Origin of the sequence: Bacillus sp. FSL W8-0770 (assembly GCF_038008705.1) — a bacterium.
In the GTDB taxonomy this organism is placed as follows: Bacteria; Bacillota; Bacilli; order Bacillales; family Bacillaceae_G; genus Bacillus_A; species Bacillus_A cereus.
The window spans coordinates 3,607,965-3,629,960 of record NZ_JBBOZR010000001.1 but is presented as its reverse complement, the minus strand read 5'-3'; the positions used below and the strand labels follow the sequence as shown (position 1 = coordinate 3,629,960).

Genomic DNA, 21,996 nt, shown 5'->3' with positions numbered 1-21,996 from the left:
CAAAATATGAAAATAATTGTTCAAAAATTTGGTGGCACATCAGTACGTGATGATAATGGACGTAAGCATGCGCTTCATCATATAAAAAAATCATTAGCTGCTGGTTATAAAGTAGTTACTGTCGTATCTGCTATGGGCCGTAAAGGTGAACCATATGCAACGGATACGTTATTAAGTCTTGTAAATCAAGAGGAATCTACTATTTCTAAACGTGAGCAAGATTTATTATTATCATGCGGAGAGTTAATCTCTGCAATTGTTTTCTCTAATATGTTGAATGAGAACGGTATAAAAGCAGCAGCATTAAATGGTGCACAAGCTGGTTTTGTAACGAATGATGACTTTACGAATGCAAAGATTATTGAAATGAATTGCGATCGTATACATGAAGAGTTAGAAAATGTAGATGTAATCGTCGTTACAGGATTTCAAGGGCAAACGAAAAAAGGTGATACGACAACACTTGGACGCGGAGGTAGTGATACTTCAGCTTCAGCATTAGGTGTTGCACTTCATGCTGAATATATCGATATATTCACTGATGTAGAAGGTGTTATGACTGCAGATCCTCGTATTGTAAAAGATGCACGTCATCTTCAAACTGTAACGTATAACGAAATTTGTAACATGGCTTATCAAGGTGCGAAAGTCGTTCATCCACGTGCAGTTGAAATTGCGATGCATGCAAAAGTGCCACTTCGTGTACGTTCTACGTATTCTGATAGTGAAGGTACGCTTATTTCAGCATATGACGGTGCTACAAGAGGGCGTGATGTAGAAGAACGTCCTGTTACGGGCATTGCTCACGTATCAAACGTAACGCAAATTAAAGTGCTTGCAAAAGAAACGGCATATGATTTGCAACAACATGTGTTTAAAGAGATGGCGAACGAAGGAATAAGTGTTGATTTAATTAATATTTCACCTACTGGCGTAGCATATACGGTGAGTGATAATGTATCAAGTCATGCAGTTAAATTATTACAGAACCTTGGATATGAGCCAATTGTGACAGAACATTGTGCGAAAGTATCTATCGTTGGGGCTGGAATGGCAGGATACCCAGGGGTTACTGCGAAAATCGTTACAGCTTTAGCAGAAAAAGGTATTCAAATCCTGCAATCGGCAGATAGTCATACAACAATTTGGGTTCTTGTAAAAGAAACTGATTTAGTGGAGGCTGTAAATGCATTACATAGTGCGTTTGAGCTTTCAAAAGAAAAGCAACTGGAACAATAAGGAGTGAGACCATGATAGATTTTGGGACAATTGCAACCGCGATGGTAACACCGTTTGATATAAACGGGAATATCGATTTTGCAAAGACAACGAAATTGGTAAATTATTTAATTGATAACGGTACAACAGCAATCGTGGTAGGAGGAACGACAGGAGAATCTCCTACATTAACTTCAGAAGAGAAAGTAGCGTTATATCGCCATGTGGTATCTGTTGTCGATAAAAGAGTGCCCGTAATCGCTGGAACAGGTAGCAATAATACGCATGCTTCTATTGACTTAACTAAAAAGGCAACAGAAGTTGGTGTGGATGCAGTAATGCTAGTAGCACCGTATTATAACAAACCGAGTCAAGAAGGAATGTATCAGCATTTTAAAGCAATTGCTGAAAGTACGCCGCTTCCGGTTATGCTATATAACGTTCCGGGACGATCTATTGTACAAATCTCCGTTGATACAGTTGTTCGTTTATCAGAAATAGAAAACATTGTTGCTATTAAAGATGCGGGCGGCGATGTGTTAACAATGACAGAAATCATTGAAAAAACAGCGGACGACTTTGCGGTATACAGCGGTGATGATGGTTTAACGTTACCAGCTATGGCAGTTGGAGCGAAAGGTATCGTTTCGGTAGCATCTCATGTTATCGGAAACGAAATGCAAGAAATGATTACAGCATTTCAAGCAGGAGAATTTAAGAAGGCACAAAAATTACATCAATTACTTGTAAGAGTAACTGATTCATTATTTATGGCGCCAAGTCCAACTCCAGTAAAAACAGCGTTACAAATGGTTGGATTAGATGTAGGTTCTGTACGTTTACCACTTCTTCCATTAACAGAAGAAGAAAGAGTAACGTTACAATCTGTAATGCAATCTATCCCTCGTTAATAAAAAATGACCTAGTGTAGAACTAGGTCATTTTTTATTATATGAAAATCTTTTCCTCGTTTTCTCACCTATATGTGTTCTTATAAGAATATTAATCGCTTCTTCATTATGTGTATAAGAAAATAATCGTACCCCTTTAATCGAGTCAAAAAATGATAGATATTATGGAATAAACGTAATAAACTACGGTGTTTGTTTTTAGAGAAATCCCCTCAAATTTGACGTAATTCATAAAAAAATTCCATTTTGTAAGTGTTTTTGTTGGATTCTAAAAAAATAAATCTTGAAACTCCCTATTATGAAATGAATTTAGCGTATGTATGGCTAGTTCTTCAAAATAATATGGAGTATAAAATCGAAGTAAATATAAAGGAAATACGTTCGATACTTTTGTTGTCATTCCGTTCTTTTACTTTTTCTTTCGCACGATTTAACTTGTGTTCTATTTCTTGTATCAGGTATAATATGGCTAAGTAGCTTAGTACGGGTATGCTTAGCAAAATTGGGAAAAATTATAATTTAATTAAATTTTCATATCATATCGAATAAGATATTTGATTTATATAATGAAAGAGAGGTGAAACCTGGTTTAAAAAATAAACAAGGACATGATATCGCATAACGGTAAGGACATTCGTCTTGGACGGTGAAAATATGGTGGTTGTAGAGTTTCCCCTGGTGTCTCTGCAATTTTAGTGAAATCAGTGTTTGCAAGATTTTTAAACCAGGCAACAACATGAAGAGAAAAGAGAATGAGTCTGTTAAAGTATTTGCTCTTGGTGGAGTAGGTGAAATCGGGAAAAACATGTACTGTGTTGAAATTGATTCTGAAATCTTTATCGTAGATGCAGGGTTAATGTTCCCGGGAGATGAAATGTTTGGAATTGATATCGTTATTCCTGATATTACATATTTAGTGGAAAATCAAGAGCGAGTAAAAGGGTTATTTATTACTCACGGTCATGAAGATCATATTGGTGGAATTGTGTATGTACTTCGTAAATTATCTATTCCAGTCTATGCAACGAAATTAACAGTAGGACTTATACAAGAAAAACTTGGTGAAGCGGGCATGTTAGGCCGTGTAGACCTAAAAACAATCGATTCAAATTCAACAGTAGAATTTAACACTACAACGGTGTCATTCTTCGGAACGACACATAGTATTCCGGATTCTGTTGGCGTTTGTTTCCATACATCAAAAGGTGCAGTCGTATATACGGGAGACTTTAAATTCGATCAAACTCCAATTGGAAATAGTGGAGCAGACCTTGGGAAAATGGCGCAAATCGGAAATGAAGGCGTACTTTGCTTATTATCTGATAGTACAAACGCAGAGCGCCCAGGTTATACAGGTTCAGAAAAAGAAGTTGGTGTAGAAATCTCTAAAGTGTTCTACGGCGCAGAAGGTCGTATTATCGTTGCTTCATTTGCATCGAATGTACATCGTATTCAACAAGTATTTGATGCAGCTGCTGAAACAGGGCGAAAAGTAGCGGTAGTAGGACGTAGTATGGTGAAAGTAGTAGACATTGCAAGACGTCTTGGTTATTTAGATGTTCCAGAAGGTATGGTTATTTCATTACAAGAAGTAGACAACTTCCCAGAGAAAAAGGTAGCTATTTTAACGACAGGTAGTCAAGGTGAACCGATGGCTGCTCTATCTAGAATGGCAAAACAAGCACATAAACAAATTTCAATTCGTAAAGGTGATACTGTTATCATTGCTGCTTCGCCAATTCCGGGTAATGAAATATCTGTATCAAAAATTATTGATTTGTTATTTAGAGCTGGAGCTGAAGTTGTTTATTACGGCGAACGAAAAGTTCACGTGTCAGGTCACGGTAGCCAAGAAGAATTAAAATTAATGTTAAATTTAATGAAACCAAAGTACTTTGTACCCGTACATGGTGAGTTCCGTATGCAAAAAGCACATGCATATTTAGCTGAAGATGTAGGTATTACAAGAGAAAATATCTTTATCGTAGAAAAAGGCGATGTAATTGCTTTTGGTGACGATGAAGCGAACTTAGTCGGTAAAGTACAAGCTGGTAATGTTTTAATTGATGGATTAGGTGTAGGTGACGTTGGTAATATCGTTCTTCGAGATAGAAAGATGTTATCTCAAGATGGAATACTAGTAGTTGTTGTAACGCTTGGTAAAGATGAAAAGAAAATTATCTCTGGTCCAGAAATCATTTCACGTGGTTTCGTATATGTTCGTGAATCAGAAGCGTTAATTGAACGATCTACAGAGATTGTACGTATGATTGTTGAGCAGTCAATTAAAGAATATTCAATTGAATGGTCAATGTTAAAACAAAATATTCGTGAATTATTAGGACAGTTCTTGTACGAAGAGACAAAGAGAAAACCTATGATTTTACCGATTATTATGGAAGTATAAAAAGATCACCCTTATGGGTGATCTTTTTTCTTTTTAACCCTATCGAATGAAATTTATAACTTAAGAAATAATAGTTATATACGAGTGAAAGGGGATGCGAAATGACAGAACGTGATCGATATACAAATGAAGAAAAAGAAGCTGAGCCAAAAGAAGCTGGAAAAGAGGCTTCAATAGTTGAAAAAATTCAACAGCTTGGACAGACAAATGTACCACAGATGAATGAATCACGTATTCATTGTTTAACGATTATCGGACAAGTGGAAGGTCATGTTCAATTACCACCGCAAAATAAAACAACAAAATATGAGCATATCATTCCGCAAATTGTTGCGATTGAACAAAATCCGAAAATTGAAGGTTTGCTTTTAATATTAAATACGGTTGGAGGTGACGTTGAAGCTGGGCTAGCAATTTCTGAAATGGTAGCTTCGCTTTCAAAACCAACAGTATCTCTAGTTTTAGGTGGGGGACATTCCATCGGTGTACCGATTGCTGTTTCTACTGACTATTCGTTTATTGCGGAAACTGCGACGATGACAATTCATCCAATTCGTTTAACAGGTCTTGTCATAGGTGTGCCACAAACATTTGAGTATTTGGATAAGATGCAAGAAAGAGTCATTCGTTTTGTGACGAAGCACTCAAAAGTAACAGAAGATCGTTTTAAAGAGCTTATGTTTGCGAAAGGGAATTTAACGCGAGATATTGGGACGAATGTAATTGGTGGGGATGCAGTAAAGTACGGTCTTATAGATGATGTTGGCGGTATTGGAAATGCGATTCGAAAATTAAACGAATTAATAGATGTTCGCGCGGAAGATAGTACAGAAGGGACAATGCTACAATGATTTTATATACAATTATGCCAGAGCAACTTGTGTATCCGGCCGATTATTCACAATGTGAAAGTCAAAAAGTTGTAAATATAAATGGTGTGGAATTAATGGTTTCTGAAGAGGAACATGGATGTTATTCTATTGTACGTGTGCTAAGTACGGACCCACTTCACTATTTAGAGTTTGAGCCCGGTCAGAAAATAACCTTTTAGCAAAAAGAAGGATTTTGTTTAGAAGCTATGGTATAATATAAAAAACAAGACGGTTGAGCAGCCATGAGTAGGCTGCTTTCTTCTGTTTATTTAGCATTTTACAAGAAGTGTAAAAATAGAAGATATAAAGACCTGAAAAATAGAGAAAACAGACATATAAATAGAGCGTTTTGAGGGGAGCTTTATTTATATGTAGAACGCGAGGTGAAGAAATGGCAAAACAAAAGCAAAGAGGGACGAAGGCAAAGGCAAGACGTACGATAAAGCCAACTTTGTATTATGAAATCGTCGGTTTAACTCTTTTTGCACTTTCAATCATTACGATTTTACAGCTAGGCGTTGTAGGAAAATCGTTTGTGTTATTTTTTCGCTTCTTCTTTGGAGAGTGGTACATAATTGGTGTGTTAGGTGTAATAGCTTTATCGGTTTCCTTTGTTATAAAACGCGGATGGCCGAACCTTTTAAATAAACGATTAATTGGATTTTATTTAATTGTATTGGCGATATTAATGTTTAGTCATATTACATTATTTAACCTTCTTACAAAAGATGGAGCAGTGCAAAATACTTCTGTTATTGTGAGTACAAAAGATAACTTCTTTCTTGAAATGAAAAAGGGGCCAGATAGCGTTCATTTAGGTGGTGGTATGTTTGGTGCGCTTATGTTCGCAACATGTTACTTCTTATTTGACGAAGTAGGAGCTTATATCATTGGTATTATTCTAGTTATTCTCGGTATACTTTGTATAACAAATAAGCATATTGGAGAAGTGTTAGCGCCAGTTGGTAGAATTCTTAGAAGTCAATTTCAAGTGATGCAAGGGGATTATAAAGATTGGAGAGCTAAAAGAACGGCTGAACAAACAGAAAAGAAAAAAACAACAAGAAGCACAAGAAGCAAACGTGCTGCAGAACAAGAAGAAATTATTGAGCCGATGGAAGAAATTTCAATTGATCCTCCGATTATTTCGAATTTCACTGAGAATTATCCTGTAAATGAAGAAGAGGATAAACGAATCGAAGTAGAGGAAGAAGATTTGATCACTTCACCGTTTATTGAAGAGACTCCGCCAATTGAAGAACCAAAGAAAAAGCGTGGAGAAAAAATTGTTGAATCGTTAGAGAGTGAAGCGCAAGCACCTCCTATGCAATTTTCAAATGTAGAAAATAAAGATTACAAGCTTCCTTCACTTGATATATTAAAATTTCCAAAGAATAAGCAAGTTACAAATGAAAATGCGGAAATTTATGAGAATGCTCGTAAATTAGAACGTACATTCCAAAGTTTCGGAGTGAAAGCGAAAGTAACAAAAGTACATAGAGGTCCTGCAGTTACAAAATATGAAGTGTATCCTGATATGGGGGTAAAAGTAAGCAAAATTGTCAGTTTAAGTGATGATTTAGCCCTTGCTTTAGCTGCAAAGGACATTCGTATTGAAGCGCCAATTCCCGGGAAATCAGCTGTAGGGATCGAAGTTCCGAACTCAGAAGTTTCGATGGTAACACTGAGGGAAGTGCTTGATTCTAAGGCTAATAACCATCCGGAAGAGAAGTTGTTAATTGGTCTTGGCCGAGATATTACAGGTGAAGCTGTATTAGCCCGTCTAAATAAAATGCCCCATTTACTCGTAGCTGGTGCGACAGGTAGCGGGAAAAGTGTATGTATTAACGGTATTATTGTTAGTATTTTAATGCGTGCAAAACCACATGAAGTAAAATTAATGATGATTGACCCGAAAATGGTAGAGTTAAATGTATATAACGGTGTGCCTCATTTGTTAACGCCAGTTGTAACTGATCCGAAAAAAGCATCGCAAGCATTGAAAAAAGTTGTGAGTGAAATGGAACGTCGTTATGAATTGTTTGCTCATAGTGGTACACGTAACATTGAAGGATACAACGATTATATAAAAGAGCATAATAGTCAATCAGAAGCGAAACAACCCGAATTACCTTATATTGTAGTAATTGTGGACGAGTTAGCAGATTTAATGATGGTTGCTTCGTCTGATGTAGAGGATGCGATTATGCGTCTAGCGCAAATGGCTCGTGCTGCTGGTATTCATTTAATTATTGCAACGCAACGTCCGTCAGTTGACGTTATTACGGGTGTTATTAAAGCAAATATTCCATCACGTATTGCATTCGCTGTATCTTCTCAAACAGATTCTCGTACAATTCTTGACGGTGGTGGTGCAGAGAAGCTACTAGGTCGTGGAGACATGCTGTTTATACCAATTGGTGCATCGAAACCTGTACGTGTACAAGGCGCATTTTTATCAGATGATGAAGTTGAGAGAGTTGTAGAATATGTTATTGGACAGCAAAAAGCACAATATCAAGAAGATATGATTCCGCAAGATGTTCCTGATACGAAGCAGGAAGTAGAAGATGAATTATATGATGAAGCGGTTCAACTTGTAGTGGAAATGCAAACAGCATCTGTTTCTATGTTACAACGTAGGTTTAGAGTAGGTTATACGCGAGCTGCTCGCCTAATTGATGCAATGGAAATGAATGGTGTAGTAGGTCCATATGAAGGTAGTAAACCGAGAGAAGTGCTCATTAATGATGTACAAGAAAAAAGTTCTTAAAAAAAGCCTAATTGTTTTTACAATTAGGCTTTTTTATATAGTGTTTTTGTTATATACTATACTCAGTAATAAAGAAAGGGCTTACATTCAGGAGTGCTCTTTAGAATACGAATACTTTGAGTATGTTTTATGTAAATGTTCGATATTTAATGCAGAAAAATGTTAGATTTTGTTGACACGTATGAGAGCAAGTGGTAAGATTACTTCGAAAAGAATCACTGCCTCATATAATCTTGGAGATAAGGTCCATAAGTTTCTACCTGGCAACCATGAATTGCTAGACTATGAGGGGAAAAGTGTGTAACAAAGGATGTAAAGGATCTTTGTGCCGAACTTTTTCTCGAAATGAGGAATGTTTATGGTGCAAAGTTTTTTTTATGCAATAAAGAGTGAAAATTTCATTAAAAAAAATTATTATTATTTATTCGACAATTACGCTTATTTTGGTGTTTAGTCATTTGTACTATGTTGTAAGTTGAAAAAAGAGAAAAGAAGTCTTACATCAGAGGTCGAATAATTGAAATGCGGGGGAGTCTTATGTCAGTAAAATCCGATAGTCGTCACCTATATCTACGGGTGATTGATCACATCAAAGAAAAAATTAAAGATGGGGCTTATAAAGAACGACAAAAGTTACCATCAGAGTTTGATTTAGCGAAAGAACTTGGCGTAAGTAGAGCGACTTTAAGGGAAGCGTTGCGTATTTTAGAAGAAGAAAATGTTGTCATTCGTAGACATGGTGTAGGGACATTTGTAAATGCAAAGCCATTATTTTCTTCTGGAATAGAACAACTTTCTAGTATTACAGATATGATTTCTAGTGTGGGGAAAACACCAGGAACAATCTTTTTATCATCATCTACTACAACTTTAACAGAAGAGGAAAAAGAGAAGTTTAATAGTGAAGATGGTTTTAATGCAGTGATGATTGAACGCGTACGTACAGCAGATGGGGAACCTGTTGTGTATTGTATCGATAAACTTGCAAAAGAAATATTGCCAGATTTATCGGGTTACAATGAGGAATCATTATTAACGGTGATACATAATAACACACATAAGCGCATAACATATGCGGTTGCCCACATTGAGCCAATTGGCTATCACCCTAAAATCTCACCGATTTTAGAATGTGAGCCTGAAACAGCACTGCTTGTATTAAAACAAATGCACTATGATCAAAATGATGAGCCAATCTTATATTCTATCAATTACTTTAGAGCTGATAAATTTAGCTTCCACGTATTAAGAAAGCGTATGTAGGTAAATTCCTTTTTAGGGAGGTGACAGCAAGAAGTAAGGAACAGCAGCGTAAGAATAAATAAATATATATCATTTTTGGAGGGGTTTCTAGTATGAAGAAAAAAGCAGGCCTTTTATTATCATTAACATTAGCAGCAAGTACAGTTTTAGGTGCATGTGGTAACTCGGATAAGGCGAGCAGTGACAAGAAAGACACGAAAGACAATAAAGATTTCAAGGTTGGTCTTGTAACGGATGTTGGGGGCGTTGATGATAAGTCATTTAACCAATCTTCTTGGGAAGGGTTACAAAAGTTTGGTAAAGATAATGGTTTAAAAGAAAAGACAAATTATCGTTACCTTCAGTCTGAAAAAGAAGCTGATTATATTCCGAATTTAAAAAAATTCTCAAAAGATAAATATGATTTAACATTCGGAATTGGTTATAAATTAGAAGGTGCAATTAAAGAAGTAGCAAAAGAATCTTCAAAACAACAATTTGCAATCGTAGATACTGTTGTAGATGCACCGAACGTAACGAGCATTACGTTTAAAGATCATGAAGGATCATTCCTTGTAGGTGCGGTAGCAGCTATGTCAACAAAATCGAATAAAGTAGGATTTGTTGGTGGAATGAAAAGTGATTTAATTAGTAAATTTGAAAATGGATTTAAAGCTGGTGCAAAGGCAGTAAATCCAAACATTGAAATCGTATCTGAATATGCAGAAGCATTCGATAAGCCTGAAAAAGGTACAGTTCTTGCTTCAGCAATGTATGGTCAAGGCGTAGACGTAATTTATCATGCTGCTGGTGGTACAGGTAACGGTGTGTTCACAGAAGCGAAAAACCGTAAGAAAAAAGGTGAAAATGTTTGGGTAATCGGTGTTGACCGTGACCAACATCAAGAAGGTATGCCTGAAAATGTAACATTAACTTCAATGATTAAACGTGTTGATGTAGCAGTAGAAAAAGTAGCTAAAGAAGCAAAAGATGGGAATTTAAAAGGTGGGAAAATTGAAGAGTTTGGCTTAAAAGATGACGGTATTGGTATTTCAAAAACAACTGATAACGTGAAAAAAGTTAACCCTGAAATTTTAACAAAAGTAGAAGAGCTTGAAAAGAAAATTACAGCCGGTGAAATTAAAGTGCCAGCTACAGATAAAGAGTATAAAGAATACGAAGCTTCTCTAAAAAAATAAATAGAGAAATAGCAAAGGTTAGTTCATAGAACTAACCTTTGTATGTATAAAACTTCCGAATTGCTTAATAAGTTAATAGTGTAATAGGGAATGTTCCCTGTTAAAAGGAGGAACACAATGGAATACGTAATTGAGATGAATAACATTACGAAAGTATTCCCAGGCATTGTAGCGAATGATGATATTACGCTGCAAGTAAAGCAGGGTGAGATACATGCTTTACTTGGAGAAAATGGTGCAGGGAAATCCACATTGATGAATGTACTATTTGGTTTGTACCAACCAGAGCAGGGTGAAATTAAAATTAAAGGTAAACCTGTAAAAATTACAAATCCGAATATAGCAAATGACCTTGGTATTGGAATGGTCCATCAACACTTTATGCTTGTTCATAATTTTACAGTTACAGAGAATATTATTCTCGGAAATGAACCGAAGAAAAAAGGGAAAATTGCTGTTGAGGATGCTGCTAAAGAAATTCAAAAACTGTCTGAACAATACGGTTTGGCTGTAGATCCATATGCGAAAATACAGGATATTTCAGTGGGTATGCAACAGCGTGTTGAGATTTTGAAAACTCTTTACCGCGGTGCAGAAATTTTAATATTTGATGAACCGACAGCTGTGTTAACACCACAAGAAATTCATGAGCTAATTCAAATTATGAAAAAGCTTGTACAAGAAGGAAAATCTATTGTTCTTATTACACATAAGTTGAAAGAAATTATGGAAGTTTGCGATCGTTGTACGATTATTCGTAAAGGAAAAGGGATTGGAACGGTTGACGTTGCAAATACGGATGAAAATAAACTTGCAGAATTAATGGTCGGACGTCAAGTGAATTTTAAAACAGAAAAAATAGACGCGAAGCCAAAAGAAGAGGTACTTTCAATTGCAAACCTTGTTGTTCACGATGCACGTCAACTACCTGCTGTAAAAGGCCTTGACTTAACTGTTCGTGCGGGGGAAATTGTTGGGATTGCAGGGATTGATGGAAACGGACAAAGTGAATTAATAGAAGCAATTACTGGTTTACGAAAAGTTGAGTCAGGTTCTATTGCAATTAAAGGAAAAGAAATAACAAATTGGCCTGTTAGAAGAATAACAGAAGAAGGAATTGGTCATATTCCAGAAGATCGTCATAAACACGGACTCGTTCTTGATTTTTCTGTTAGAGATAATATAGTTCTGCAAACGTACTATAAAAATCCATTTTCAAAGAAAGGGATTTTAAATTTCAGCAAAATTACAGAAAAAGCAAAGGCTCTTATTGAACAGTTTGATGTGCGTACACCTAGTGAGCAAACGTTAGCACGCGCTCTATCTGGGGGGAATCAACAAAAAGCAATTATTGCACGTGAAGTAGACCGAAATCCAGATTTATTAATCGCGGCACAGCCAACACGTGGTTTAGATGTAGGAGCAATTGAATTTATTCATAAGAGATTAATAGAGCAAAGGGATAAAGGAAAAGGTGTATTACTTTTATCATTAGAGTTAGATGAAATCTTAAATGTTAGCGATCGAATTGCTGTTATTTATGAAGGGGAAATTGTAGCAATAGTTGATGCGAAAGAAACGAATGAACAACAGCTTGGATTGTTAATGGCTGGAGGAACAAAGAAGGAGCAGGTGGGTACAAATGGCTAAAAAGCTTTTAACAGAACGAACGATAAATATTTTAGTCCCAGTACTATCCGTTATTTTCGGCTTACTTGTAGGAGCGATTGTAATGCTAGTTAGTGGCTATGATCCAATTGTTGGTTATAGTGCACTTTGGACAGGAATGTTCGGCAGCGCAAGTGCGATTGGTGAAACGCTCCGTACAATGATACCGCTTATTCTTGCTGGCTTATCGGTGGCGTTTGCATTTCGTACAGGTTTATTTAATATCGGGGTAGAGGGTCAATTGTTAGTTGGTTGGCTTGCAGCGGTTTGGTTCGGTTATGCAGTCTCACTACCAGCGTTCCTTCATATTCCATTATCGATTTTATTTGCCGCATTGGTGGGCGGAATTTGGGGCTTCATTCCGGGATATTTAAAAGGGAAGTTTCAAGTGAATGAAGTTATTGTAACTATTATGATGAACTATATTGCGTTGTATGTAACGTATGACATCATTAAGCGTTTCTTACATGCGGGTAATGACAAAACGTATGATATTAAAGAGAGTGCGTCACTATCTTCAGACTGGCTTGCTTCTATTACTGACGGTTCACGTCTACACTGGGGAATTATTGTAGCAATTTTAATCGCTATTTTAATGTGGTTCTTATTAGATCGAACAACTTTAGGTTACGAATTAAAGTCTGTAGGATTTAATCAGCATGCTTCTCAATATGCAGGTATGAAAGTTTCTCGTAATGTAGTATTCTCTATGACAATTGCTGGTGCATTTGCGGGGATTGGTGGAGCGATGGAAGGATTAGGGACATTTCAGAGTATGACAGCGATGTCTTCGTTTACAGGAGTAGGATTTGATGGGATTGCCGTAGCATTACTTGGAGGGAATAATCCGTTTGGTATAATCCTTTCAGCTTTATTATTTGGTGGTTTGAAAAGTGCTTCCCCTCAAATGAACTTTGAGGCAGATGTACCGTCAGAGCTTATTAATGTAATTATTGCATGTATCATCTTCTTTGTTGCATGTAGTTATGTGTTAAGATGGGCGCTTACACGCATGAGCAAGGAGGGGAAATAAATGAGCTTTTTAGATATATTAGCCATTCTTGTGACGGGTACGTTATATACATCGGCACCTATCATTTTCACAGCACTAGGTGGTGTATTTAGTGAACGATCAGGTGTTGTAAATATCGGATTAGAAGGACTAATGCTATTTGGTGCATTTATTGGAGTTGTTACAAACTTATTGATGGGTGATACTTGGGGAACGATGACTCCATGGATTGCATTATTATTTGCGGCAATTGGTAGTGGATTATTTGCATTACTTCATGCGGTAGCTTCTATTACATTCCGAGCAGATCAAGTTGTAAGTGGTGTAGCCATTAACTTCTTATCTCTTGGTTTAACAGTATTTGCAATTAAGAAGATTTTTGATAAAGGGCAGACTGACTTTATTCAGTATCGTATTGAAAAGATTGATATTCCAGGCCTTTCGGATATTCCGGTTTTAGGGAAAATATTTTTCTCGAACGTACCAATAACGTCGTATATTGCCATTATTTTAGCATTCGTTGTTTGGTATGTTATTTATAAAACACCGTTCGGTCTTCGTCTACGTGCTGTTGGTGAACACCCAATGGCAGCGGATACGATGGGGATTAATGTATATAAAATGCGTTATATTGGAGTCTGTATTTCAGGAGTGTTTGCTGGAATCGGTGGAGCGATTTTTGCAATGTCAATTTCTAATAACTTCTCAGGGGCAACTATTACAGGACAAGGTTTCTTAGCTTTAGCTGCTATGATTTTTGGGAAGTGGAATCCACTAGGCGCATTAGGTGCAGCTCTATTCTTTGGTTTTGCGCAATCTCTAAGTGTAACGGGCGGAACAATTCCTGTATTAGATCAAATTCCAAGTGTTTTATTAACGATATTACCATATGTATTCACAATATTAGCGCTTGTTGGTTTTGTAGGTCGTTCTGAAGCTCCGAAAGCATTAGGAACTCCTTATGAAAAAGGAAAACGATAAGTATTTTATAAGTATAAAAAAGCTCGCACATTAGTGTGGGCTTTTTTACATAGAATATATTTAATACGGAATTTTACTATGTTCCTTACATATTAAAGTTTTTAGAAAGAATCATATGTAAGCATAATAAGGGAGAAAAGTTGATTTTTTATTTCTAAAAACTGTATATTGAAGAGGAATATTCCTATATACGTAAAGGAGGGCTATAAATGAAACTAATGGAACAACAACTACATGAGTTAGATGGTTTGCGCGTACATATTATTCCGACTGATAAATATAAAACGAATACCTTTGTATTTCGTTTTAAAGCGCCTTTAAATGAGGAGACGGTGACAGAGCGTGCCTTATTGCCATACGTATTGCAAAGTGCGACAGAAAAATTACCTTCTGTAATTCGTCTTCGTCAATATTTAGAAGAATTATACGGATCTTCTTTAGCGGTAGATGTAAGTAAAAAAGGGGAAGACCATATTATCTCTATTTATGTAGACATTGCAAATGAAGTTTACTTACATGATGCACCACCGTTATTTGAAAAAGCGCTTTCTATGTTGTCAGATATTGTGTTACATCCAGCAACGGAGGGCAACGGTTTCCTATCTTCTATCGTAGAAAGTGAAAAAAGAGCACTGTTACAGAGAATTGAAGCTACTTATGACGATAAAATGCGTTATGCAAACGAGCGTTTAATTGAAGAAATGTGCAAAGTAGAACCGTATCGTTTAAGTGCAAATGGAAAAAAAGAGAGTGTTATGTCTATTACAAATGAAAGTCTGTATCAATATTATCAAAAGGTGTTAGCGGAAGATGAAATGGATCTATATATTATTGGTGATATTTCAGAAAACGCCGTTGATCTTGTAAGTAAGTATTTTTCTATTTCAGCTCGTCCAGTGAGAGAAAGAAATGTACTCCTTCATAGACGAAATAATGAAGAAAAAGAAGTTGTTGAAAAACAAGAATTAAAACAAAGTAAATTACACATCGGTTATCGTACATTTGTCACATATAAAGATGAAGATTATTTTGCATTGCAATTGTTCAATGGATTGTTTGGTGGCTTTTCTCATTCGAAGTTATTCGTAAATGTGCGTGAAAAAAATAGTTTAGCGTACTATGCAGCATCGCGCTTTGAAAGTCATAAAGGTTTATTATTTGTTATGTCAGGAATTGAAGCGAAAAATTATGAAAAAGCAGTTGAGATTATTAAAGAACAAATGCTTGCGATGCAAAACGGAGAGTTTTCTGAAGAAGAAATACATCAAACAAAAAGTGTCATCCAAAATCAAATATTAGAGGCAATTGATACACCACGTGGTTTTGTAGAAATGCTATATCATGGCATTATTTCAGATCGTACACGTCCAGTTGAAGAATGGCTTACAGGTATAGAAAGTGTGACAAAAGAAGAAATTGTAAAAGTTGCTAAAAATATTGAACTAGATACAATTTACTTTTTACAAGGAACGGAGGGAGAGTAAGTGGAGAAAATTGTTTATGAGCAATTAAAAGAAACACTCTATTATGAAAAACTTCCTAATGGATTAGATGTATATGTTTTACCGAAACAAGGATTTAATAAAACATTTGCAACGTTTACGACTAAATATGGTTCTGTAGATAATACATTTGTACCATTAGGGAAAGAAGAAATGATTCGTGTGCCAGATGGGATTGCACATTTTCTTGAGCATAAATTATTTGAAAAAGAAGATCACGATGCTTTCCAATTGTTTAGTAAACAAGGAGCATCGGCAAATGCTTTTACATCCTTCACACGAACAGCTTACCTTTTTTCAGGTACTTCAAACGTAGAACAAAATTTAAATACATTGCTAAACTTCGTACAAGAGCCCTATTTCTCTGAAAAAACGGTTGAAAAAGAGAAGGGGATTATTGGGCAAGAAATTCAAATGTATCAAGATAACCCAGATTGGCGTTTGTACTTTGGGTTAATTGATAGCTTATTTGTAAAACACCCAATTAAAATTGATATTGCGGGGACAATCGAATCTATTAGTAAAATTACGAAAGATTTATTATATGAATGTTATGAAACATTTTATCATCCGAGCAATATGTTATTATTTGTTGTGGGTGCAATTGATCCAGAGAAAACAATGGATTTAGTACGTGAAAATCAAGCGAAAAAAGATTATAAAAACCAGCCAGAAATTGTGCGTTCATTTGAAGAAGAACCAAATGAGGTAAATGAAAAGAAAAAAATTATTTCAATGCCTGTGCAAACACCGAAATGTTTAGTTGGTATTAAAGCGACTAATTTAAAAGAAAAGGGGCAAGCGCTTTTAAAACAAGAAATTGCGCTTACGTTACTTTTAGATTATTTATTTGGAAAAAGTTCTGTTCATTACGAAGCTTTATATAATGAAGGACTTATTGATGATTCATTCTCGTATGACTATACAGAAGAAAATAACTTCGGTTTTGCAATGGTTGGTGGTGATACGAAACAACCTGATGAATTGGCAGATCGTTTAAAAGATATTTTATTAAAAACAGATTATGATCAATTAGATGCGACGGCATTAGAACGAGTGAAGAAAAAGAAAATTGGTGGTTTTTTACGCTCGTTAAATTCACCAGAATATATTGCAAATCAATTTACACGATACGCGTTTAATGAATCTAGCCTATTTGATGCATTGACTGTATTAGAAGGACTAACCGTTCAAGACTTACAAGAAGTAGCGGGATTATTGTTATCAGAAGAAAAAATGAGTGTTTGTCAGGTGTTACCGAAAAAATAAAATTTTAAAGATACCCTCATCTTATCATTGAAAAATTGTAAGATGAGGGTATTATTTAGTTGTGTGAAAATTGAAGTTGTAGAGATAAGAGAGGGAATTTATGAAAAAGTATGCGTTAGTAACTGGAGGGAGCGGAGGGATTGGCTCTGCTATTTCGAAACAATTAATTCAAGATGGATATACAGTTTATGTTCATTACAATAACAGTGAAGAAAAGGTATTGGAATTGCAGAAGGCATGGGGAGAAGTTATCCCTGTTCAAGCTAATTTAGCTTCTAGTGATGGAGCAGAACGATTGTGGGGACAAATTGAACATCCTATTGATGTTATTGTATACGCAGCGGGGAAGAGTATTTTTGGATTAGTAACAGATGTAACAAACGATGAATTAGATTATATGGTAGAACTTCAAGTGAAGAACGTATATAAATTACTTTCAATGGCACTTCCGCCTATGATTGAGAGAAGAAGTGGTAATATTGTAATTGTTTCATCTATATGGGGACAAATAGGGGCTTCTTGTGAAGTGCTTTATTCAATGGTAAAAGGGGCGCAAAATTCATATGTGAAAGCTTTAGCGAAAGAAGTTTCTTTAAGTGGATTACGTGTGAATGCAGTAGCACCAGGAGCAATTGAAACGGAAATGTTAAGTGTTTTTTCTGAAGAAGATAAAATGGGAATTGCTGAAGATATACCATTAGGTAGAATAGGATTACCAGAAGAAGTAGCGAAAACAGTTTCATTTCTCGTATCACCAGGAGCGTCTTACATAACTGGACAAATTATCGGAGTGAATGGCGGTTGGCACTGCTAAAAAATTCTTACATAAAAAATGAATAGTTGCACAAATTAAGGATGATTTTATTACTCAATAGTGAGGTGCTTAATTATGTCAGTATTAGATAATTTTGATCAGTGGAAGAGCTTTTTAGGAGAACGTTTAGAGCAAGCGCAAGACAAAGGTTTAGATGGCGGTGCGGTATCAGATATGGCATTTCGTGTTGGCGACTATCTTGCTAATGAAGTAGAAGGACGCAATGACCAAGAGAAATTATTAGCTGAGCTTTGGAAAGTTGCTGATGAACAGGAGCAACATACAATTGCAAATTTAATGGTTAAGTTCGTACAACATAAGTAAAAGTAGAGAGGAGATTCTCCTCTCTACTTTTTTTGTATAATAATTACACAGGATAGATTATACATTTAGCTTCCCTATTAGGGTGAAATCATATAATATAGTACGTAGGTGTAAAGTAAGCAAGGGGAGTGATCTTGGATGATTGAATGGTATTTTGAATATGAAATACATAAAAACCGACCTGGCTTGCTTGGTGACGTTTCTTCGTTAATCGGTATGCTCGGCATTAATATTGTCACAATTAATGGTGTAGATAATGCACGACGTGGGTTACTTCTTATGTGTGATAATCAAGAGCAAATCTCTAGACTTGAATCAATTTTAAATACGATGGATAACATAACGGTAACGAAATATCGTCCGCCCAAGCTAAGAGATAAGCTAGCGGTTAGGCATGGTAGGTACATACAACGAGATGCAGATGATAAGAAAACATTTCGATTTGTGCGTGATGAATTAGGCTTACTTGTAGACTTTATGGCAGAAATCATGAAAAAAGAAGGCCATAAACTAATTGGGATACGCGGAATGCCTCGTGTCGGAAAAACAGAATCCATTGTTGCTGCAAGTGTTTGTGCAAATAAAAGATGGTTATTTGTATCATCTACTCTTATTAAGCAAACTGTTCGCAGTCAATTAATTGAAGATGAGTATAGCGATGACAATATTTTCATCCTAGATGGAATTGTGTCAACGAAGCGTGCTAACGAAAGACATTGGCAGCTCGTTCGTGAAATTATGAGATTGCCTGCAACGAAAGTTGTGGAACATCCTGATGTATTTGTGAGTCAGTCAGAATACACATTGGATGATTTTGATTATATTATCGAGTTGCGTAACGATTATGATGAAGAAATTCAATATAATTTAGTAGATGAAATTGAGCAAGGTACGCAAAATAATTTCTCTATGTTTGACTTTTAAAGAAATATTGAGGTGTTAGTAGTGACGGAATTGGGACAAAAGCTGAAAGAAGCAAGAGAAGCGAAAGGCTTGACTATTGATCAGCTGCATGAGATTACAAAAATTCAAAAACGCCATTTAGTGGCAATTGAAGAAGGCAATTATGATGTATTGCCAGGAGCTTTTTATGCGCGTGCATTCATTAAACAATACGCAGATGCGGTTGGATTAAATGGAGAGGAACTGCTCGTAGAACATCAGAGTACGATACCACAATCTGAAAAGCGTGAAGTTCCACAAGTATCAACGGGACAAAAAACACAAGAAACAATGCAAAAATCTTCATCATGGCCAATTGCAGATCACATGCCGAAAATCTTAGTTGCGCTGTTAGTCATCGCAGTTGGAGTGGTAATCTGGTTTGTGTTTCAAGCGTTAACTGGAAAAGATGATGAAAAAGTTCCAAGCGCTCAAAGTGAGAAAATTGAAGTTCAAAAAGCGAAAGATTCTCCGTTAGATACGAAGAAAGATGAAGTGAAAGCGGAAGAGCCAAAAAAAGAGGAACCAAAGAAAGAAGAACCAAAGAAAGAGGAGCAACCAGCACAACCAACTGGACAGCAAGAAGTGAAAGTAGTTGGAACAACTGGAAAGGTATCTACTTTGGAAATTCATAATAATAAAACATTAGAACTGGAAATTTCAGCTAAGGGTACAAGTTATGTAGATGTTAAGGATGATGCGGGTAACGAAATTCTAAACACTACAGTACAAAGCGGTCAAACAGAGAAACGCGATGTATCAACATTAAAAGAAGTACGACTTAATATTGGAAGTGCACCGAATGTTGAAATTAAACTGAATGGCCAAGTGCTTGCTTTCCCGTTAGATCCACAAAAAGAATATCACCAAAGATTGGTGATTAAAAACCAAGGGATAGAGCAACCAGCACAATAACAGTCATCGCTTCGATGACTTTTTTTCGATGAACAAATGTTTTTGATATGATGGAGGAATAGCTGTGAATTTACCAAATAAAATTACAATATCTAGAATCTTCTTAATTCCAATTTTTATGGTAATTATGTTAGCGCCCTTTGATTGGGGTTCATACAAAGTTGGTGATGTTGATTTGCCAATTCAACATTTAGTGGGGGCACTTATCTTTATCATTGCTTCAGCTACAGATTGGATTGATGGACATTACGCAAGAAAGTATAATCTTGTAACGAATTTAGGGAAGTTTCTTGACCCGTTAGCTGATAAATTGCTTGTTTCGGCAGCACTTATTACATTGGTAGAGATGCAATATGTACCGGCTTGGATTGTTATTGTAATTATCAGTCGTGAGTTTGCGGTAACAGGTTTACGTCTTGTACTTGCTGGAACAGGGGAAGTAGTTGCAGCAAACCAGCTAGGGAAAATTAAGACGTGGACACAAATTATTGCAATTGCAGCATATTTATTACACGATGTACCTTTAAATTTAATCCATATTCCAGTTGCAGATATCTTCATATGGATTGCATTAATCTTTACTGTTATTTCAGGATGGGATTATTTCTGGAAAAATAGAGCTGCTTTTGTAAACTCAAAATAGAAGTTTATGGGGGAATTGGGATGAATGCTGAGATTATTGCGGTTGGAACTGAATTATTACTTGGACAAATTGCAAATACAAATGCCCAGTTTTTATCTGAAAAGTTAGCTTCAATCGGAATTAACGTGTACTATCATACTGTTGTTGGTGATAATAATAAGCGATTGCAAAAGGCGATTGAAGCTGCGGAAGAACGTGCTGATATACTTATTTTTACAGGTGGATTAGGACCGACAAAAGATGATTTAACGAAAGAAACGATAGCTGCTAGTTTAGATGAAGAGCTTGTGTATGATGAAAAGGCATTAGCCTTAATAAGTAATTACTTTAAGCGTACAGGCCGTGAATTTACGGAGAATAATAAAAAGCAAGCGCTCGTTTTAAATGGAGCAACAGTATTTGCAAATGACCACGGTATGGCGCCTGGTATGGGGGTAAATAAGGACGGAAAAGTTTATATTTTATTACCAGGGCCGCCAAAAGAAATGAAACCAATGTATGTAAGTTACGTAGAGCCTTTTTTACGTAATTTTACAACAGGAGAAAACATTTATTCTCGTGTGCTTCGTTTCTTCGGTATTGGGGAGTCCCAATTAGAGGTGAAAGTGCAAGATTTAATTGATGGACAAACAAACCCAACAATCGCCCCGTTAGCAAATGATGGAGAAGTGACATTACGTTTAACCGCTAAGCATCAAAATGTTAGCGAAGCGGAGAAATTAATTCAACATGTGGAAGATTTGATTTTAGAAAGAGTAGGAGAATTTTTCTACGGATATGACCAAGAATTTTTGCATTATAAGGCAATCGAGTTATTGAAGAGAAAAGGGTTAACTTTAGCGTGTGCAGAAAGTTTAACAGGTGGTCTTTTTGGAAATCAAGTAACTGAAAACGCTGGTGTTTCTTCTGTGTTTAAAGGCGGTGTCATTTGTTATCATAATGATGTGAAGCAACATGTTTTACGTGTGCCTGAAGAAGTGTTGCATACTGATGGTGCAGTTAGTAAAGAATGTGCTCGTTATCTTGCTGAAAATGTTAAGGATGTATTAAAAGCGGATATCGGAATTAGTTTCACTGGGGTAGCAGGGCCAGATGCTTCAGAGCAGAAAGAACCAGGAACAGTATTTGTTGGGCTTTCGATTAAGGAAGAACCAACTGTAGTCTTTCCTCTTAATTTAAGCGGAAGTCGTCAACAAATTAGAGAACGAACAGCAAAATATGGATTTTATCATTTATATAAAAAGCTAGAAGAGATATAAGTTTCTTCTAGTTTTTTTTACGGTTAAATTTAGATATTATTTGAT

The 21,996-nt window shown here is 36.0% G+C and carries 19 protein-coding genes and 1 riboswitch; all 19 genes read left to right on the top strand.

Annotated features, from left to right (window positions below):
- Window positions 1-6: 6 nt before the first annotated feature.
- Window positions 7-1,239 (top strand): aspartate kinase, encoded by a 1,233-nt coding sequence (gene dapG, locus NST27_RS18545; protein WP_000692451.1) that lies wholly within the window; start codon window positions 7-9, stop codon window positions 1,237-1,239.
- Between the two features lie 11 nt (window positions 1,240-1,250).
- Window positions 1,251-2,129, top strand: a complete 879-nt coding sequence (dapA, locus tag NST27_RS18540; RefSeq protein ID WP_000564763.1) for a 4-hydroxy-tetrahydrodipicolinate synthase — start codon at window positions 1,251-1,253, stop codon at window positions 2,127-2,129.
- Between the two features lie 736 nt (window positions 2,130-2,865).
- The gene (locus NST27_RS18535; protein ID WP_000823096.1) at window positions 2,866-4,536 is read left to right on the top strand and encodes a ribonuclease J; all 1,671 of its coding nucleotides are present in this window, start codon (window positions 2,866-2,868) and stop codon (window positions 4,534-4,536) included.
- Window positions 4,537-4,637: 101 nt separating this feature from the next.
- Entirely contained in the window at window positions 4,638-5,387 is a 750-nt protein-coding gene (tepA, locus tag NST27_RS18530) for a translocation-enhancing protein TepA (RefSeq protein WP_000139806.1), read from the top strand.
- On the top strand, window positions 5,384-5,587 hold the full coding sequence (locus tag NST27_RS18525) for a YlzJ-like family protein (protein WP_000605020.1): 204 nt from the start codon (window positions 5,384-5,386) through the stop codon (window positions 5,585-5,587). Before tepA ends, NST27_RS18525 begins: the two co-directional genes overlap by 4 nt.
- A gap of 212 nt (window positions 5,588-5,799) precedes the next feature.
- Window positions 5,800-8,181, top strand: coding sequence for a DNA translocase FtsK (locus NST27_RS18520; RefSeq protein ID WP_001118776.1), 2,382 nt, complete (start codon window positions 5,800-5,802; stop codon window positions 8,179-8,181).
- Window positions 8,182-8,384: 203 nt separating this feature from the next.
- A riboswitch (purine riboswitch) is annotated at window positions 8,385-8,486 on the top strand.
- 232 nt (window positions 8,487-8,718) lie between these two features.
- Window positions 8,719-9,444, top strand: coding sequence for a GntR family transcriptional regulator (locus tag NST27_RS18515; RefSeq protein WP_000114182.1), 726 nt, complete (start codon window positions 8,719-8,721; stop codon window positions 9,442-9,444).
- A 92-nt stretch (window positions 9,445-9,536) separates the two neighbouring features.
- Window positions 9,537-10,622: a BMP family lipoprotein gene (locus NST27_RS18510; RefSeq protein ID WP_000725771.1), complete on the top strand. Its 1,086-nt coding sequence runs from the start codon at window positions 9,537-9,539 to the stop codon at window positions 10,620-10,622.
- 117 nt (window positions 10,623-10,739) lie between these two features.
- Window positions 10,740-12,272, top strand: coding sequence for an ABC transporter ATP-binding protein (locus tag NST27_RS18505; RefSeq protein ID WP_000456907.1), 1,533 nt, complete (start codon window positions 10,740-10,742; stop codon window positions 12,270-12,272).
- Window positions 12,265-13,323 (top strand): ABC transporter permease, encoded by a 1,059-nt coding sequence (locus NST27_RS18500; RefSeq protein ID WP_001085254.1) that lies wholly within the window; start codon window positions 12,265-12,267, stop codon window positions 13,321-13,323. Before NST27_RS18505 ends, NST27_RS18500 begins: the two co-directional genes overlap by 8 nt.
- Window positions 13,324-14,283 (top strand): ABC transporter permease, encoded by a 960-nt coding sequence (locus NST27_RS18495; RefSeq protein ID WP_000008857.1) that lies wholly within the window; start codon window positions 13,324-13,326, stop codon window positions 14,281-14,283.
- 209 nt (window positions 14,284-14,492) lie between these two features.
- Entirely contained in the window at window positions 14,493-15,767 is a 1,275-nt protein-coding gene (gene yfmF, locus NST27_RS18490) for an EF-P 5-aminopentanol modification-associated protein YfmF (RefSeq protein WP_000772405.1), read from the top strand.
- Window positions 15,768-17,054: an EF-P 5-aminopentanol modification-associated protein YfmH gene (gene yfmH / locus NST27_RS18485; protein ID WP_000411984.1), complete on the top strand. Its 1,287-nt coding sequence runs from the start codon at window positions 15,768-15,770 to the stop codon at window positions 17,052-17,054. It abuts the gene before it with no gap.
- A 100-nt stretch (window positions 17,055-17,154) separates the two neighbouring features.
- Window positions 17,155-17,868 carry an elongation factor P 5-aminopentanone reductase gene (gene ymfI, locus NST27_RS18480; protein ID WP_000759606.1) on the top strand — a complete coding sequence of 238 codons (714 nt, stop codon included), beginning with the start codon at window positions 17,155-17,157 and terminating at the stop codon, window positions 17,866-17,868.
- Window positions 17,869-17,943: 75 nt separating this feature from the next.
- Window positions 17,944-18,192 (top strand): DUF3243 domain-containing protein, encoded by a 249-nt coding sequence (locus NST27_RS18475; protein WP_000114450.1) that lies wholly within the window; start codon window positions 17,944-17,946, stop codon window positions 18,190-18,192.
- Between the two features lie 138 nt (window positions 18,193-18,330).
- Window positions 18,331-19,116 carry a DUF3388 domain-containing protein gene (locus NST27_RS18470; RefSeq protein ID WP_000574107.1) on the top strand — a complete coding sequence of 262 codons (786 nt, stop codon included), beginning with the start codon at window positions 18,331-18,333 and terminating at the stop codon, window positions 19,114-19,116.
- A gap of 21 nt (window positions 19,117-19,137) precedes the next feature.
- A complete protein-coding gene (locus NST27_RS18465; RefSeq protein ID WP_000137476.1) occupies window positions 19,138-20,049 on the top strand; it encodes a helix-turn-helix domain-containing protein in 912 nt (303 codons plus the stop codon).
- A gap of 64 nt (window positions 20,050-20,113) precedes the next feature.
- On the top strand, window positions 20,114-20,692 hold the full coding sequence (gene pgsA / locus NST27_RS18460) for a CDP-diacylglycerol--glycerol-3-phosphate 3-phosphatidyltransferase (protein WP_001052970.1): 579 nt from the start codon (window positions 20,114-20,116) through the stop codon (window positions 20,690-20,692).
- A 20-nt stretch (window positions 20,693-20,712) separates the two neighbouring features.
- Window positions 20,713-21,951 (top strand): competence/damage-inducible protein A, encoded by a 1,239-nt coding sequence (locus NST27_RS18455; protein ID WP_000990685.1) that lies wholly within the window; start codon window positions 20,713-20,715, stop codon window positions 21,949-21,951.
- The last annotated feature ends 45 nt before the right edge of the window (window positions 21,952-21,996 follow it).

Bases quoted from the DNA above. Each gene is read 5' to 3' on its own strand.
- dapG (WP_000692451.1), top strand. From the start codon at position 7: ATGAAAATAATTGTTCAAAAATTTGGTGGCACATCAGTACGTGATGAT.
- dapA (WP_000564763.1), top strand. From the start codon at position 1,251: ATGATAGATTTTGGGACAATTGCAACCGCGATGGTAACACCGTTTGAT.
- NST27_RS18535 (WP_000823096.1), top strand. From the start codon at position 2,866: ATGAAGAGAAAAGAGAATGAGTCTGTTAAAGTATTTGCTCTTGGTGGA.
- tepA (WP_000139806.1), top strand. From the start codon at position 4,638: ATGACAGAACGTGATCGATATACAAATGAAGAAAAAGAAGCTGAGCCA.
- NST27_RS18525 (WP_000605020.1), top strand. From the start codon at position 5,384: ATGATTTTATATACAATTATGCCAGAGCAACTTGTGTATCCGGCCGAT.
- NST27_RS18520 (WP_001118776.1), top strand. From the start codon at position 5,800: ATGGCAAAACAAAAGCAAAGAGGGACGAAGGCAAAGGCAAGACGTACG.
- NST27_RS18515 (WP_000114182.1), top strand. From the start codon at position 8,719: ATGTCAGTAAAATCCGATAGTCGTCACCTATATCTACGGGTGATTGAT.
- NST27_RS18510 (WP_000725771.1), top strand. From the start codon at position 9,537: ATGAAGAAAAAAGCAGGCCTTTTATTATCATTAACATTAGCAGCAAGT.
- NST27_RS18505 (WP_000456907.1), top strand. From the start codon at position 10,740: ATGGAATACGTAATTGAGATGAATAACATTACGAAAGTATTCCCAGGC.
- NST27_RS18500 (WP_001085254.1), top strand. From the start codon at position 12,265: ATGGCTAAAAAGCTTTTAACAGAACGAACGATAAATATTTTAGTCCCA.
- NST27_RS18495 (WP_000008857.1), top strand. From the start codon at position 13,324: ATGAGCTTTTTAGATATATTAGCCATTCTTGTGACGGGTACGTTATAT.
- yfmF (WP_000772405.1), top strand. From the start codon at position 14,493: ATGAAACTAATGGAACAACAACTACATGAGTTAGATGGTTTGCGCGTA.
- ymfI (WP_000759606.1), top strand. From the start codon at position 17,155: ATGAAAAAGTATGCGTTAGTAACTGGAGGGAGCGGAGGGATTGGCTCT.
- NST27_RS18475 (WP_000114450.1), top strand. From the start codon at position 17,944: ATGTCAGTATTAGATAATTTTGATCAGTGGAAGAGCTTTTTAGGAGAA.
- NST27_RS18470 (WP_000574107.1), top strand. From the start codon at position 18,331: ATGATTGAATGGTATTTTGAATATGAAATACATAAAAACCGACCTGGC.
- NST27_RS18455 (WP_000990685.1), top strand. From the start codon at position 20,713: ATGAATGCTGAGATTATTGCGGTTGGAACTGAATTATTACTTGGACAA.